General features: G+C 72.7%; 13 protein-coding genes. 4 read left to right on the forward strand and 9 right to left on the reverse strand.

All coding sequences use genetic code 11. The features are described from left to right. Nucleotides 1–127: 127 nt before the first annotated feature. Both ACFRCG_RS37585 and ACFRCG_RS37590 read right to left on the reverse strand, forming a co-directional pair. Nucleotides 128–340 carry a hypothetical protein gene (locus ACFRCG_RS37585; RefSeq protein WP_380039952.1) on the reverse strand — a complete coding sequence of 71 codons (213 nt, stop codon included), beginning with the start codon at nt 338–340 and terminating at the stop codon, nt 128–130. Next, nucleotides 337–861 (reverse strand): carboxymuconolactone decarboxylase family protein, encoded by a 525-nt coding sequence (locus tag ACFRCG_RS37590; RefSeq protein ID WP_380039954.1) that lies wholly within the window; start codon nt 859–861, stop codon nt 337–339. Before ACFRCG_RS37590 ends, ACFRCG_RS37585 begins: the two co-directional genes overlap by 4 nt. 168 nt (nt 862–1,029) lie before the next feature. Between ACFRCG_RS37590 and ACFRCG_RS37595 the strand changes: the two genes are divergently transcribed. Then, the gene (locus ACFRCG_RS37595) at nt 1,030–1,596 is read left to right on the forward strand and encodes a TetR/AcrR family transcriptional regulator (protein ID WP_380039956.1); all 567 of its coding nucleotides are present in this window, start codon (nt 1,030–1,032) and stop codon (nt 1,594–1,596) included. 21 nt (nt 1,597–1,617) lie between these two features. On the opposite strand, the gene ACFRCG_RS37600 is transcribed toward ACFRCG_RS37595, so the two are convergent. Both ACFRCG_RS37600 and ACFRCG_RS37605 read right to left on the reverse strand, forming a co-directional pair. Next, entirely contained in the window at nt 1,618–2,217 is a 600-nt protein-coding gene (locus tag ACFRCG_RS37600; RefSeq protein ID WP_380039974.1) for a CatB-related O-acetyltransferase, read from the reverse strand. 120 nt (nt 2,218–2,337) lie between these two features. Further along, on the reverse strand, nt 2,338–3,018 hold the full coding sequence (locus ACFRCG_RS37605; RefSeq protein ID WP_380039958.1) for an MSMEG_1061 family FMN-dependent PPOX-type flavoprotein: 681 nt from the start codon (nt 3,016–3,018) through the stop codon (nt 2,338–2,340). Nucleotides 3,019–3,074: 56 nt separating this feature from the next. Between ACFRCG_RS37605 and ACFRCG_RS37610 the strand changes: the two genes are divergently transcribed. Continuing rightward, a complete protein-coding gene (locus ACFRCG_RS37610) occupies nt 3,075–3,845 on the forward strand; it encodes a helical backbone metal receptor (protein WP_380039960.1) in 771 nt (256 codons plus the stop codon). A gap of 24 nt (nt 3,846–3,869) precedes the next feature. Here ACFRCG_RS37610 and ACFRCG_RS37615 read toward each other — a convergent pair whose 3' ends face one another. Together ACFRCG_RS37615 and ACFRCG_RS37620 are read right to left on the reverse strand one after the other, a co-directional pair. After that, nucleotides 3,870–4,337: a GNAT family N-acetyltransferase gene (locus ACFRCG_RS37615; RefSeq protein WP_380039976.1), complete on the reverse strand. Its 468-nt coding sequence runs from the start codon at nt 4,335–4,337 to the stop codon at nt 3,870–3,872. A gap of 110 nt (nt 4,338–4,447) precedes the next feature. Next, on the reverse strand, nt 4,448–5,431 hold the full coding sequence (locus ACFRCG_RS37620; RefSeq protein WP_380039962.1) for an STM4015 family protein: 984 nt from the start codon (nt 5,429–5,431) through the stop codon (nt 4,448–4,450). Between the two features lie 160 nt (nt 5,432–5,591). On the opposite strand from ACFRCG_RS37620, the gene ACFRCG_RS37625 reads away from it, so the two are divergent. Next, the gene (locus ACFRCG_RS37625) at nt 5,592–6,395 is read left to right on the forward strand and encodes a methyltransferase domain-containing protein (protein ID WP_380039964.1); all 804 of its coding nucleotides are present in this window, start codon (nt 5,592–5,594) and stop codon (nt 6,393–6,395) included. 85 nt (nt 6,396–6,480) lie between these two features. After that, the gene (locus ACFRCG_RS37630) at nt 6,481–7,029 is read left to right on the forward strand and encodes an MOSC domain-containing protein (protein ID WP_380039966.1); all 549 of its coding nucleotides are present in this window, start codon (nt 6,481–6,483) and stop codon (nt 7,027–7,029) included. Nucleotides 7,030–7,055: 26 nt separating this feature from the next. Here ACFRCG_RS37630 and ACFRCG_RS37635 read toward each other — a convergent pair whose 3' ends face one another. The 3 genes from ACFRCG_RS37635 to ACFRCG_RS37645 all read right to left on the reverse strand — a co-directional run bounded on the left by ACFRCG_RS37635 (nt 7,056) and on the right by ACFRCG_RS37645 (nt 14,519). Next, a complete protein-coding gene (locus tag ACFRCG_RS37635) occupies nt 7,056–11,333 on the reverse strand; it encodes a molybdopterin-dependent oxidoreductase (RefSeq protein ID WP_380039968.1) in 4,278 nt (1,425 codons plus the stop codon). Nucleotides 11,334–11,698: 365 nt separating this feature from the next. After that, entirely contained in the window at nt 11,699–12,445 is a 747-nt protein-coding gene (locus tag ACFRCG_RS37640) for a Clp protease N-terminal domain-containing protein (RefSeq protein WP_380039970.1), read from the reverse strand. Nucleotides 12,446–12,512: 67 nt separating this feature from the next. Beyond that, nucleotides 12,513–14,519, reverse strand: a complete 2,007-nt coding sequence (locus ACFRCG_RS37645) for an FUSC family protein (protein ID WP_380039972.1) — start codon at nt 14,517–14,519, stop codon at nt 12,513–12,515. Nucleotides 14,520–14,644 lie beyond the last annotated feature (125 nt).

Below are 14,644 nucleotides of genomic sequence, written 5' to 3' on the forward strand. Positions count from 1 at the left end.
GTACTACCCCCAGCGGGTGTCTCCAGGCCCCCGGCCGGGCCGCCCCGCCCGGCGGGGGGGCGGCGGGGGGGGGGGCCCCGGCGGGGGGGGGGCCGGGCGGTTTGGCCGCCGGCGCCGCCCCCACCGCTCAGGCCGCCGGCTCCTCCCGGTAGGTGATCAGCCGTATCGCCGGCGCGGAGACGACCTGGACGACGCCGGTGTCGGGGATGTCGAGGTGGGCGAAGCCGCCCTCGATCGCGACGCGCGCGGTCGGGACGGAGGTGGTGGGTACGCCGTCGGCGCCCCGCACCGGGTAGCCGTCGACGAGTTCGACGGACGCGGTGTGCCAGGTGCGGGTCACGCGGTCACCTCCGGGAAGTCCAGCTCGGGCCGGGCCAGGTGGTTGTAGTAGTTGGACAGCGTGTTCAGCGCGATGTGCGCGACGATCTCGGCCTCCTCGGCCTCGGTGACCCCGGCCGCGCGGGCCTTGGACCGGTACTCCTCGCCGACCCGGCCCCGGGTGCGGACGATCTGCCGGGCCAGGGTCAGCACGGCGTCTGCGTGGGGATCCGCGTCGTGCGCGTCCCGGGTCTTTCGCAGTTCGTCCTCGGTCAGGCCCATCAGGCCGCCCCGGTAGGTGTGTGCGCTGACGCAGTAGGCGCACTCGTTCTCCTGCGCGATCAACAGCGCCAACTGCTCCCGGAGGCGGGCCCGCAGGACACCTCGGGTGAGCCGGTCGCGCATCGCGAGGTATCCCTCCAGCGCGGCCGGACCGCTCGCGAGCGCCGCGTACAGGTTCGGCACCCGGCCGAGCTGCTTCTCGACCCGGGCCAACAGGTCGGCATGCGCGTCGGTCGACCCGGGCGACGTGGGCGCAGGCACGGACGTGGGTGTGGATGCGGGTGTGGGTGTGGGTGTGGGTGTGGACGACATGCGAACCCCCGTTGCTCTCTCGCTTCGATGTGCCGCCAAAAACGGTACCGATCGGTGCCGTTTTGCAGACGGTACTGATCGGTACCGTTTCCGGTCAAGAGGGGTTAGGATCCGAACGTGCCCGTCAAAGCCCGAGACCGTCTGCTCGCCACCGCCGAGGAACTTTTCTACGCCGAGGGGATCCGCGCCGTCGGCATCGAGCGCATCCTGGCCGAATCCGGCGTCGGCCGGGCGTCGTTGTATCGGCACTTCCCGAGCAAGGACGACCTCGTCGTCGCCGTCCTGGAGGCCCGCGACCGGCGCTGGCGGGCCTGGCTGGCGGAGCGGGTCCAGGCGCTGGGCGGCGGCCCGGCGGCCGTCTTCGACGCGCTCGCCGAGCGGTTCGCGCGCAACGACTTCCGGGGGTGTGCGTTCATCAACACGATGGTCGAGTCCGCCGACCCGGACGGTTCGGCGCACCGCGTCGCGGCCGACCACAAGGAGCGGGTGGTGGCCTATTTGGAACAGCTGCTGACCGCCGCGCAGGTCTCGGAACCGGCCTTCCTGGCCCGGGAGTTCGCGCTGCTCATGGACGGCGCGATCGTCACCGCGCTGCGCGAGCGCACCCCCGCCCCGGCGGTCCGAGCCCGTCGGATCGCCCAGGCGCTGCTGGCGGCCGACGGGGTCGGTGCCGGTACCGGGTAGGGGCGCGGGTCGCGCGTTCGGCTACGGCGCGACCGCCGCCAACTCGGCGACCGTGCCGGACATGATGGTCCGCACATGCCGGGTGATGTGCTCGATCGGCCAGTCCCACCACGCCAGTTCGAGCAGACGCGCGACGTCCTCTGGGCTGTACCGGGTACGGATCGCCTTCGCCGGATTGCCGCCGACGATCGTGTAGTCGGGGACGTCGTCCACCACCACGGCACCGGAGGCGACGATCGCGCCGTGTCCGATCCGAACCCCGGGCATCACCATGGCCCGATAGCCGAACCAGACGTCGTGGCCGACCACCGTGTCGCCCCGCCCCGGCAGGCCGGAGATCAGGTCGAAGTGGTCGGCCCAGGACCCACCCATGATCGGGAACGGGAAGGTCGAGGGCCCGTCCATCCGGTGGTTGGCCCCGTTCATCACGAACCGCACACCCTCGCCCAGCGCGCAGAACTTCCCGATCACCAGCCGCTCCGGCCCGTAGTGGTAGAGCACGTTGCGGGTCTCGAACGCGGTGGGATCGTCCGGGTCGTCGTAGTAGGAGAAGTCCCCGACCTCGATCAGCGGCGAGGTCACCAGCGGCTTGAGCAGGACCACGCGCGACTGCCCCGGCATCGGGTGCAGCACGGTGGGATCGGCGGGCGTGTGGGCGTCCACGGCGTACTCCAAGGGTGGATCGGCCGGCCGACGGGAGGCCGGTGGGACGGGATTCGGTACCTCGGGCGTGGCCGCCGGCTACTCGTACCGGTACTTCAACGAGTCCTCCTCCGCCTGCCGGACGGCCTCGATGGTCAACCCGGGCATGCTCAGCTGGGCCAGCGTCACCTCGGCCGAACTCGGCTGGGCGTCGGCCGGCAGCCAACCGTCCGGCTTCCAGGCCGAACCGCGCAGCAGCGCCTTGGGGCAGTGCGGGTACACCTCGTCCAGCTCGACCACGAGCGCGCTGACCGGCGGCTTGCCCACCGGCGTGAGTCGCGCCAGCAACTCGGGCCGCGCGGATACGCACGCGCGCCCGTTGGCGCGAAGCGTGGTGGTGCGCCCGGGAATCACGAACAGCAGACCGACCCGGCCGGTCGCCACCACGTTGTGCAGCGTGTCGAGGCGCTTGTTGCCGGTGGCGTCGGGGATGACCAGGGTGCGGTCGTCGAGCACAGTGACGAAACCGGCCGGGCCGCCGCGCGGGGTGACATCGCAGCGGCCTGCCGCGTCGGTACTGGCGACGAAGACCAACGACGCGCAGCCGACCAGCGCGCGGGTCTTCTCGGTGAGCCGGTCCATCTCCTTGGCCGCGGCGACCGCGCCCGGATGCTCGTACAGCTCGCGCAGGCCCGTGACGTCGGATATCGCGTCCGCGCTCAACGCGTCGAACAGGCTGGGACCGCTCTCCGCGATGGGGTTCTCGGTGCTGGTGATCATGCCGCCACCCTAGGCGCTGTTCCCGAACCGGCTGTCGGTCCCCGTAGGGTCGAGGCATGCGTGACGATCTCGATCTGCCCGTGCCGGTGCCCGACGAGGTGCGGCGGGTGGTCTCGTTGGTGCCCTCGCTCACCGAGGCGGTCGCGGTGAGCGCGCCCGGCCTGCTGGTCGGCGCCACCGACTGGTGCACGCATCCCGCCGACCTGGACGTGGTCCGGATCCGGGGCACCAAGAATCCGGACCTGGACGCCATCCGCGCCCTCGCCCCGGATCTGGTCCTGGCCAACGAGGAGGAGAACCGCCCGGCCGACCTGGCCGCGCTGCGGGCGGCCGGAATCGCCGTGTGGGTCACCCGGGTTCGCGGCCTGGACGAGGCCTTCACCGCGTTGGAGCGCATGCTCGTACTCGGTTGCCGACTGCCGCCGCCGTCCTGGCTCGCCGCCTGCCGGGCCGCGTGGGCGGGACTGCCGGCCGCCCCGCCGCGCCGGGCGATCGTCCCGGTGTGGCGGCGGCCGTGGATGGTCGCCGGCCGGGACACCTTCGCCGCCGACGTGCTGACCCGCTTCGGCCTGACGAACGTGTTCGCGCGGCACGCGCAACGCTGGCCGAAGGTCTCCCTCGACGAACTCCGCGCCGCCGAGCCCGACGTGGTGGTGCTCCCGGACGAGCCCTACCGGTTCACCGCCGAGGACGGCCCGGAGGCGTTCCCCGGCCTTCCGGTCGCACTGGTCGACGGGCGGTATCTCACCTGGTACGGCCCGTCGTTGGTGGCGGCCCCCTCGGTGCTCGCCGGGCAACTGGCGGTCGCCGACCGGTTCGACGGGTGATCCGGGGTGCGCTCGCGGCGCGGCTCAGAGGTTGATCTGATACAGCACGAATCCGCGGTTCAGCGCCACCCGGTCGTAGAGCCGGCGGGCGGTGGTGTTGTCCTGGTGGGTCGACCAGTACACCCGGGAGCACTCGTGTTCGCGCGCCCACTCGGTCACCGCGCCGATCAGCGCGCGGGCCACACCCCGACCGCGGACCTCGGGCGCGGTGAACAGGTCCTGGAGGTAGCAGACGTCGGGCGCGGTGGTACTCGCGTGCACCAGGAAGTGCGTGATGCCGACCAGCTTCCCGTCCACCCTGGCACCCAGCGCGTGCATCCGGGTGTCCTCGCGGAACGCGCTCCAGGCGCGGTCGAACATCTCGGGGGCGAGGGTGCGCTCGTAGAAGGTGTTGTACCCCTCGAACAGGGCCTGCCAGTCGGCCCGATCCGCCGGGGTCAGCCTGCCGATGTCGACCATGCGCCGCCTCTTCCTGTCGATGCGTCGGAAGATCGAACGTTATCGGGGGCGCGGCGGATCGGGTCGGCCGGCCACCCCGAAAAGGGCCGAACGAACCGCGTGTAGGCGCGCGTCGGGCGTGGGCTTGGGGAGTGGGTACCCCGCTACTCGGACACCTCGACGTATCGCCATACCTCGGGCCCGTCCGGGTTGTCCTCCTCCTCGACGTCCTCGAGGCCGAGGACGATGCCGGGCAGTGCCTCCGCCAGTCGGTCGCACATCCGCCCGGTCATGAAGTGGTGGCTCACGATGAGCCGTTCGAGGTGGGTGAGCGGCTGCCCGGTGAGCAGCGCCTCGGCGCCCTCGTCGCCCAGCGTGCCCATGGACAGGTCGAGGGTACGCAGGGGGGAGACGATCGGGGCCGAGGCGAGGGCGGCGCAGATCTCGTCCTGGATCTCGCTGTTCATCAGGCCGAGTGTCGTGAGCGCGGGCAGGCCGCGGCCGTCGAGGATGCCGGCCAGGTCGTCGACGGTGGCGTCGCCGCCGTACTCCTCGACGCCGAGCCACAGTTCGAGGGATTCCAGGGCGGGGAACACCGACGCGCCGACGGCGCGCACGACGTCGTCCGGCAGGCCGCCGCTCTGGAACTCCAGGGTCCGCAACGCCGCGTGCTCGACGGGTTCGAGGACGAGCATCGAATTGCCCTTGATGGTCAGGGTCTCCAGATCGGGGAACACCCGCAGCAGCGGCGTGACGTTGCTCTGCCGGATCCAGGAGATCTCGTTCTCCTCGCTCCGGATGTCGCCGAAGAACAGGTGGCGCAGCGCGGGCAACCGGTCGGCGTGGGCGACCAGTTCGTGGACGGCGATGCTCGAACTCCGGTCGCTCTCCCCCCAGCAGCCGATGATCAGCGCGCTCACTTTTGTCGTGTCGACAGTGGCGACGAAGCGTGCGAAGTGCTCGGGGAAGGTCTCGGCCGCCCGGTACGGCGGGATCCGCAGCGACCACGCGGCCCTGTCCGCGGCCGGCAGCGGCTGGGGGCCGCCCGCGCGAGCGTTGTCGAGCCAGGTGGCTTTCGGGTTCGGGATGTCGTTCAGACGAGCGACGGGCAGGCCGCCGAACGTGTTCGCGTTCCCGTACGTGTCCATGGCGGAGCGGCTCCTTTGCGGCGGCGTGGCCCGGGGGTGTGGGGACTTGCCTACCAGAGCGGGGCGACGCCCGTTCGCGGGAGGCCGACGGAGGCGGGGGCGGGCGCGGCGCTGCCCGGGGACCGGGGCCGGTGGGGTCTTCGGATGTCAGGATGGGGGGATGGGTGAAGTCGGCGGGGATCAGGGTTATCTGTTGGACAACCGGCAGGCCGAGGCCGGGGTTCGGTTCGGGGCGCTCGCGGAGTTGTTCGACCCCGTGACGTTCGGGCACGTGGATCGGCTCGGGGTCGGGGCCGGGATGCGGTGTTGGGAGGTGGGGGCCGGCGGGACCTCGGTGCCGTTGGGGCTGGCCGAGCGGGTCGGGCCGACGGGGGCGGTGGTCGCCACCGACATCGACGTGTCCTGGGCTCGGGAGGTGGCCGGCGGTGTGATCGAGGTGTTCACGCATGATGTCGCGGTCGATCCGCCGCCGGCCGGTGGCTTCGACCTGGTGCACGCCCGGCTGGTCCTGATCCACGTCGCCGACCGCGCGGAGGCGCTGCGTCGGATGGTCGGGGCGCTGCGGCCCGGCGGCGTACTGCTCGTCGAGGACGCCGACCCGATGTTGCAACCGTTGCCGTGCCCGGACGAGTCGGGCCCGGAGCAGCGGCTCGCCAACCGGCTCCGGTCCGACGTCCGCACGCTGATGGCCGCGCGCGGCGCCGAACTGGCCTACGGCCGGACCCTGCCGCGTCTGCTGCGCGCGGCGGGGCTGGAGGACGTACGGGCCGACGCGTACTTCCCGATCACCTCGCCGGCGTGTGCCGTACTGGAGGCGGCCACGGTGCGGCAGGTCCGGCACCACCTGGTCGAACAGGGACTGGCGGACGACGAGGAGATCGACCGCCACCTGGCCGCCATCGCCGCCGGCCGGCTCGACCTGGCCCTGGCGCCGATGATCTCGGCGTGGGGACGCCGGATATAGGCCGACCCTCGTGCGGTGCGGGCGGGCGTTGTCGTACTGTGTCATCGAACCCTGGTGAGTCTCTTATGGAAACCAAGGAGGCGGCATGGACGTGGTCGGCGGCGTGGTGGCGGTGTCGCGGAGCGGCGAACACACGTTCCGCAAAGGCAATGTCGAGACCATCCGCCTCCTCGCCGGCCTCGGCGTGGAGGGCGACGCCCACCTCGGCGTCACCGTGAAGCACCGATCGCGGGTCGCGGTCGACCCCACGCAGCCCAATCTGCGCCAGGTACACCTCATCCACGCCGAGTTGCACCAGGAGCTGGCCGCCGCCGGATTCACCGTCGCTGCCGGGGAGTTGGGCGAGAACATCACCACACGCGGGATCGACCTGCTCGGCCTGCCCACCGGCACGCTGCTGCACCTGGGTGCCGAGGCGGTGGTCGAGGTGACCGGACTGCGCAACCCGTGTCGGCAGATCAACACGTTCCGCGCCGGCCTGCTCAAGGAGGTCGTCGGCCGGGACGAGGCGGGCAACCCGGTGCGCAAGGCGGGCATCATGGGCGTGGTCCGCGCCGGCGGCGAGATCCGACCCGGCGATCCCATCCGGGTCGAAGTGCCCGCGCCGCCGCATCGCGCCCTGGAACGGGTCTGAGCCCACGCCGCCGGCGTGCACCGCTCTCAGTACACGTCCCGCACATAACGCCGCTCCCCGACCATCTGCCGTACGTACGCGTCCGCTTCGTCCTCGGTCCGCCCTCCGTGGGCGATCACGATCTCGCGCAGCGTGCGGTCGACGTCCTTGGCCATGCGACCCGCGTCGCCGCAGACGTAGACGTGCGCCCCGCGCGACAACCAGTCCCACATGCGCGGACCGTGTTCACGCATGCGGTCCTGGACGTAGATCTTGGCCCGCTGGTCGCGGGAGAACGCCAGGTCGAGCCGATCCAGCAGCCCGACGCGGCGGAACTCGGCGAGTTCGTCCCGGTAGTAGAAGTCGGTGGCCCGCCGCTGCTCGCCGAAGAACAGCCAGTTGGGCCCGGTGTGACCGCGCGCCTGCCGATCGGCCAAGAAGCCCGGGAACGGCGCGACGCCCGTACCGGGGCCGATCATCACCGCGGGTGTCGTGGGATCCGTCGGCGGCCGAAAGTGCGGGGAGCGGCGTACGAATACCGGCACCGGCCCGTCGGCGCCCAGCGTCGCGAGATGCCCGGAGCACACCCCCTGCCGCTCGACACCTGCCTCGTTGCGGTAGCGCACCACGGACACGGTGATCCGCACCTCGCCGGGGTGCGCGAGCGGGCTGGAGGAGATCGAGTACAGCCGCGGCTCCAGCCGCTTGAGCACGCCGGCCCACTCGACCGGATCCGCCCGCACCCCGAACTCGGCGATCACGTCCACCGCTTGGCGACCCCAGCTCCACCGCGCGAGTTCGTCCCGGTGGCCGGCCCGGAGCAGCCGCTCCAGGTCCCGGTCGCGGGTACGCTCGGCGACGAACCGGAGCAGCTCCGGGGTGATCCGGGCGATCTCGAACCGGCTTCGCAGCGCCTCGCCGAGCGCGAGTTCGCCCAGGTCCGGCACGGGGATCGGGGTCGCCGGGTCCAGGCCGGTGGCGGCCAGCCATTCGGCCACCGCCTCCGGGCGGTTGACCGGCCGGACCCCGAGCGCGTCGCCGGGCTCGTAGTGCAGGTCGCCGTGTGGGCCGCCGCGTGTATCGAAGGTGAACTGCCTTACCTCCTTGGCGGATTCGGGCAGACTGAGCAGTCGATCGCCGATCAGCGGGGCGGGGAAGGGCGCCGCCTTCGAGTAGCCGACGGCGGCCGGCGGCGGCTGTGCTCCGGGCGCCGGGACGGGTTCGCGGGTCGCGGCAACGGCCTTGGGTGTGCCGGTCGTCGCGGTCGTCGTGCGCGCGCCGGGCGTCGGCCCCGGGCCGCCGAGCGCGGCCAGTACCCCGTCCAGCCAGCTCGCCGCGGTTCGGTCGTAGTCGGGTTCGCAGTCGGCGCGTGGGGCGATCCGGGTGCCGCCGAGTTCGGCCAACCGCTCGTCGAGGCGGCGGCCGTGCCCGCAGAAGTCGGCATAGCCCGAGTCGCCCAGGGCCAGCACGGCGTAGCGCAGCCCGTTCACCTCGGGCCGCCCGGCCCCGGTCAGCGCCGCCCAGAACCCGGCCCCGTTGTCGGGCGCCTCCCCGTCGCCGAAGGTACTGGTGATCAGGAGCACGGGTATGCCGCTGGGCAGCGTGTCCGGACTGTGCTCGGTCATCTCGCGCACGACGGGTCGCCGCCCGGCCGCGGCCAGTCGGTCGGCGATCGAGCCGGCCAACTCGGCGGCGTTGCCGGTCTGCGAGGCCCACAGCACCAGCACGTCGCCCTCGTGCGGTGATTCGGCCGCCGGGTCGGCGACCGCGAGGGCTGCGGTCGTGGCGGCGGGCATCTCGACGGTCCGGGAGAACAGGCCCGCCAGGAGTCCGTTGACCCACGGCACCCGGGCCGGGGCGATCGGAGCCCGGTCGGGCAGCACCGGGACGCCGAGCGCCCGCCTCGTCCCGGATCCGGCCGCGCCCGCGAGGAACCCGGCCAAGTAGCGCCGTTCCTCGTCCGTGTACACCGGCGGCGCGAGGTCGCCGAGGCCGAGCAGCGTGGCCGCGGCGCGGATGTCGGGGTCGGTCGGGGCCGACGGCGACGCGACGGCGGCCGGGTCGGGGCCCGACGCGGGGGTGGCGGGCGCGGGCGGGTCGGGGCGGACCGGGCCCGCCACCTTCGTCAACGCCACCGCGCACGCCTTGAATTCGGGCTGGAAGGAGATCGGGTCGACCGCGTCGTTGGTGACCGCGTTGATCCCCAGGAACGCGCCGAACCGGTCGTTCCAGTGGAACGGCACGAAGCAGTTGCCCGGCCGGACCCGGTCGGTGGGCCGGGCGGGCAACACCACGCGCCCGCGTCGGGAGGCCACTTCGACCACGTCGCCCGCCGCGATGCCCAACTCCAGCGCGTCCTCGGGGTGGATCTCCACGAACGGCGCCGGGTCGAGGCGGTTGAGCGTGTCGATCCGCCCGGTCTTGGTCATGGTGTGCCACTGGTGCTGCACGCGTCCGGTGTTGAGCACCATCGGGTGGTCCCGATCGGGCAGTTCGGCGGGTGGCAGGTGCGGCCGGGCGAAGAACACTGCCCGCCCGCTCGCGGTCGGGAAGCGCGGCCGGCGGCGGGTGTCACCCGCGTCGCCCGCGTCGCCCGCGTCGCCCGCGTCGCCCGGCTTCGCGGCATCGGCCGGCAGGTATCGGATCGGGTTGCGGTCCGGCCCGTCCGGCGTCGAACTCGGCCACTGCACCGGTGTCTCGCGCAGCCGCTCGTGGCTCACCCCGCTCAGGTCGTAGCCGGTCGTCGGGTTCCGGGCCCGGGCGAGTTCGTCGAACACCTCCTCGACACCGGCGTAGTCGAAGGCGTCGGCGAAGCCCATCTCGCGCGCTACCCGGGCGATGATCAGCCAGTCCGGCAGCGCCTCGCCGACCGGGTCGACGGCCTGCCGGGACAGTGTGAGGTTACGTTCGGAGTTGACCATGACGCCCTCGGTCTCGGCCCACATCGCGGCCGGCAGCACCACGTCGGCGTACACGTTGGTCTCGGTGTCCGCGAACACGTCCTGGACGACCACGAATTCGGCCGCCCGCAGTCCCGCGATCACCGCGTCCCGGTTGGCCACCGAGGCGACCGGGTTGGTGCAGATGATCCAGCACGCCTTGACCTCGCCCGCGGCCATCCGGGCGAACAGGTCCACCGTGCCGCCGCCCGCCTCCGCACGCAGCGTCCCGGCGGGCACCTCCCACAGCAGCTCGACGAACTCCCGGTCCTCGGCCACCAGTACCGAGCGCTGGCCGGGCAACCCCGGGCCCATGTAGCCCATTTCCCGGCCGCCCATCGCGTTCGGCTGCCCGGTGAGCGAGAACGGGCCGCTGCCCGGTCGGCAGATCGCTCCGGTGGCGAGATGCAGGTTGATCAGCGCGTTGGTGTTCCAGGTGCCGTGGGTGCTCTGGTTGAGCCCCATCGTCCAGCAACTGGTCCACTCCCCCGCCGCGCCGATCCACCGCGCGGCCCGCCCGATGTCCTGCTCGGCCAGGCCGGTCAGCTCGGCGACCCGCGCCGGCGGGTACTCCCGCAGGAACTCCGGCATCTCGTCCCAGCCCTCGGTGCACTCGGCGATGAACGCGGGATCGGTGTCGCCGTTCTCCACGAGCAGGTGCAACAGGCCGTTCAGCAGGGCCAGATCGGTGCCGGGACGGATCTGCAGGAACAGATCGGCCTTGGCGGCGGTGGCGGTGCGGCGCGGGTCGACCACGATCAGCCTGGCCCCTGCCCGGACCCGGTCCATCATGCGCAGGAACAGGATCGGATGGCAGTCGGCCATGTTGGCGCCGATCACCAGGAAGACGTCGGCGTGTTCGAAGTCCTCGTACGAGCCGGGCGGTCCGTCGGCGCCGAGCGAGAGTTTGTAGCCGCTTCCGGCACTGGCCATGCACAACCGCGAGTTCGACTCGATCCGGTTGGTGCCGACGAAGCCCTTGGCCAGCTTGGTGGCCAGATACTGGGCCTCCAGGGTGAGTTGGCCCGAGACGTAGAAGGCCAGCGCGTCCGGGCCGTGCGCGTCCAGGATCTCGCGCAACCGCCGGGCGGTCGTGGTGATCGCCGCGTCCACCGCGGTCGGCGTCGGCGCCGCGTCGCGCTCGGCACGCACCAGTGCGGTGGTCAACCGGCCCGGAGCGGTGAGCAGTTCGGCGCTGGTGGCGCCCTTCGTACACAGCCTGCCGCGGTTCGTCGGGTGCGCCCGGTCGCCGCGCGCCTTGAGCACGGTGCGCCGGCCGGTCGCGGAGTCGACGGCGACGTCGAGGAGCATGCCGCAGCCGACCCCGCAGTACGAGCAGACGGTCCGTACGGTGTCGTCGGCCGCCTTCGGATCCGATCCCGACACGGGCGACACCCCTTTCCCGGTATTCTCCGAAACTTCCGATACACACCTGTATATGCCTGTATGCACCGACCGGGCGGCGCGGGTGCGGTCGCCGCCACCCGAGCCCCATGTCCGGGACGCTAGGGAGCGGCGGTTTCGCGAACATCACACGCCCGCGCGTCGGGGGTTACGTCGGCCGCACAAGCGCCCGGTCACCACGGTGAGGCGGGCCGCGTCCGTGGATCGACGCGAGGACGACGCCGGAAACGACGGCGCCGGGTGAGTCGGGCGCGAACGCCGAAGCGGCGTCGTCCCCGGCGGTGGGCCGAAGACGACACCGCTCGGGCGGCCGTGGTGTGGACGACACCACCGATCGCGGCGTGCGCTCAGTCCCGCGGTCCGTCGGCGGCGCCCGCGATGGCCGCCAGTGCCTCGGCCAGATACGCCTCGACGGCCGTCTTGTCGATGCCCAGGCCGCCGAGGACGCCGTCCGAGTCGCCCTCGAACTCCAGGAGGGCGAGCAGGACATGCTCGGTGCCGACGTAGTTGTGGCCCAGCCGCAGCGCCTCGCGCAGGGTGAGTTCCAGGACCTTGCGCGCCGCCGCGTCGTAGGGGACGAGGTCGGGCACCGTCTCGGCGGTCGGCGGCAGTTCGGCGCGGGCCGCCTCCCGGAGCGCGTCCAACGTGACCCCCTGGGCGACCACGGCCGCGGCGGCGAGCGAGGCGGGGTCGGCGATCAGGCCCAGGATCAGGTGTAGCGGCCCGATCTCGACGTTGCCCGCCGCGTGCGCCTCGTTCTGCGCCGCCACCACCAGGTTGCGGGCCCGGGCGGTGAACCGGCCGAAGCCCTGCCGCGGGTCCAGCTCGGACTCGCCGGCGGTCTTCGGGACGAAGCGCTTTTGCGCCGCCTGCTTGGTGACGCCCATGCTCGCGCCGATGTCCTTCCAGGACGCGCCGGAGCGGCGGGCCTGGTCCACGAAGTGGCCGATGAGGTGGTCGGCGACCTCGCCGAGGTGATCGGACACGATCACCGCGCCGGACAGTTGTTCCAGGATGTCGGAGTGGGTCTGCTTGATGGTTTCGATGAGATCGTCGAGCCGGACCGGGTTGGTCACGCGCGTGGGATTCTCCATGCGTCAACCGTAGGTTGACCACCATGATTGGTCAACCCTTGGTTGACGCTCGTGTCGGCGCCGGCTTTCAAGGTTTCTTCGGCCGCTCCGGTGCCTCCGACGGCCCGTCCAGTGTCGAGCGCACCGAACGCACCTCCCTCCGCACGTCGGAGAACACGTCCCGCGGCTCCTCCATCGCCGCCGACGCGACGGCCCCCACCGCACCCGCGCCCTCGGAGCGCATCGACGCCGCCAACGCCCGCAGTTCGGCCGCGATGTGCGCCGCCGCCTCCGGCGAGGGCGGCGGCGCGCCGTGCGCGGTGTGCACCGCCGCGGCCGTACCCGTGTCGATCACCCGCTCCACCGCCACGATCAGCGGCCACCAGGCCGCCGCCCGGGCACCGGCCGGCGGCGGTTCGCCGAGCGCACGCTGGAACTCGGTCCGCACATCGGACAGATCGCGGTAGATCCGCCGCCGGGTCCGGGCCCGGGCGGCCTGGTCGACGTTCTCGTCGAACGCGCACTCGATGTAGCGCGCGGTGTCCTCGATCGCGGTGGCCAACCGCGCGCCGACCCGGGTGTGCCAGCTCTCCGGCCACAGCGCATAGCCCACGACCAGCACGATCGCGCAGCCGATCAGGCTGTCCACCAGGCGCGGCGCGAGCAGCCCGACGCCCTGATGCCCCAGCAGATCGGACAGGATCAGGATCAGCGGCGTGATCACCGCGGTCTGATAGCCGTAACCGCGCCGGGAGAGTATCGGCAGCGCCGCCGCGAGCACGAGCACGACCGGCACCTCCCATCCCCCGCGCGGCACGAACTCCAGGATCACGCCCGCCACCACCAGCCCGGCCGCCGTGCCCAGCGCGCGCAGCAGGGCCCGGGAGAACACCGAGCCGAAGTCCGGTTTGAGGACGAAGGTGACGGTCAGCGGCACCCAGTACGAGCGCGGTACGTCCACCACGGACACCAACGCCTGGGCCACCCCGATGCACAACATCAGCCGCAGCCCGTAGCGCCACGACTCCGCCGACACCAGCAGAGCACGCGCCCCGGCCGCCACCCGCTCGGGCAGCGCACCCGGACGGCCGACCCGATCGGGCACCCGGTAGGCGCCGGACAACGTCTCCCGGGCATGGGTGATCGCGGCGGCGACCGCACGATCGGCCGGAGCGCAGACGCCCGAGCGGTCGGCCGCGGCGACGGGGACCGTACCGCCGCGCACCGCCGCCGCGATCTCGCGCACGGTGGCCACGTCGACCTCGGCCACGGAGCGCTGCTCGGCGTGCGTCGCGGTGCCCGCCTCGACCAGCGGGCCGACCGCGTTCAACAGCGCGACCAGCCGCGACATGCCGCGGCTGCGGCCGGGTGCCACCGCCCGCCGGCCGAGCAGCAGGTCGTACGCGTGGTTGAGGGTCAGCGTCACCCCGGCCCGGGCCGGCTCCCACTCCTCGGTGCCGGCCGCCGCCAGCAGGTTCGCGGTCGCGTCGTACGCGTCGGCGACCGCGTCCCGTTCGGGCACGCGCGAGCGTGCGGGCCAGGCGAGCAGCGCCATCAGCAGCACCAGCCCGGCCCCGGCCAGGGTCAACATCGGCGCGCGCCACCACGGCGAGGGCATCGGCAGGCCGGCCCCGATCACCGCCATCAGCAGCAGGTTCAGGCCGGACGCCGAGGCCGCCGCGCCGATCGTGCTGATCATCCCGGCGACCAGCGCGAGCACGGTGAGCATCGCGACGGCGGACCAGCCGTGTCCGAACTGCGCGCTGCCGAGCGCGAGTCCGATCGCGCCGACGATCTGCGGGACGGCGATGTTGAGGACGCGCAGCCGGTAGGCGTCGGCGGTGTCCCCGAAGACCGCGCCCAGCGCGCCGATGGCCACGAGCGCGCCGGATGTGGTGTCGTCGACGAGCACGCCCACCGCGAGCGGCGCGCCGATGCCGATCGCGGCACGCACCGCGGCGGCCTTCGGCATCGGGCCCGGGGTGGCGCGCAGGGTCAGGGCCAGCCACTCCGGCGGCGCGAGGCGGCCGGGCCGGGCGGCGGCGCCGTCGGACTGCCCGTCGTCGCTCGGGTCCGCACGTTCGGTCATCGTCATCACAGGATCCCGAACGAGGCGAGGCGGACGGACAAGGCACGCGGAGCCGGATGAGTGCGGCATTCCGCTGCCGGGTCAACGGTACCGGCCGGCCGCCGGCGGCCGGCCGGCGCCACGGTCGCGGC

The sequence above is a fragment of the Embleya sp. NPDC056575 genome (genome assembly GCF_042793325.1).
Classification (GTDB): Bacteria; Actinomycetota; Actinomycetes; order Streptomycetales; family Streptomycetaceae; genus Embleya.

Coding starts and splice junctions, on each gene's coding strand:
- ACFRCG_RS37600 (WP_380039974.1), bottom strand. CDS start 2,217: ATGCCGGGGCAGTCGCGCGTGGTCCTGCTCAAGCCGCTGGTGACCTCG.
- ACFRCG_RS37605 (WP_380039958.1), bottom strand. CDS start 3,018: ATGATCACCAGCACCGAGAACCCCATCGCGGAGAGCGGTCCCAGCCTG.
- ACFRCG_RS37610 (WP_380039960.1), top strand. CDS start 3,075: ATGCGTGACGATCTCGATCTGCCCGTGCCGGTGCCCGACGAGGTGCGG.
- ACFRCG_RS37620 (WP_380039962.1), bottom strand. CDS start 5,431: ATGGACACGTACGGGAACGCGAACACGTTCGGCGGCCTGCCCGTCGCT.
- ACFRCG_RS37625 (WP_380039964.1), top strand. CDS start 5,592: ATGGGTGAAGTCGGCGGGGATCAGGGTTATCTGTTGGACAACCGGCAG.
- ACFRCG_RS37630 (WP_380039966.1), top strand. CDS start 6,481: ATGGACGTGGTCGGCGGCGTGGTGGCGGTGTCGCGGAGCGGCGAACAC.
- ACFRCG_RS37640 (WP_380039970.1), bottom strand. CDS start 12,445: ATGGAGAATCCCACGCGCGTGACCAACCCGGTCCGGCTCGACGATCTC.
- ACFRCG_RS37645 (WP_380039972.1), bottom strand. CDS start 14,519: ATGACGATGACCGAACGTGCGGACCCGAGCGACGACGGGCAGTCCGAC.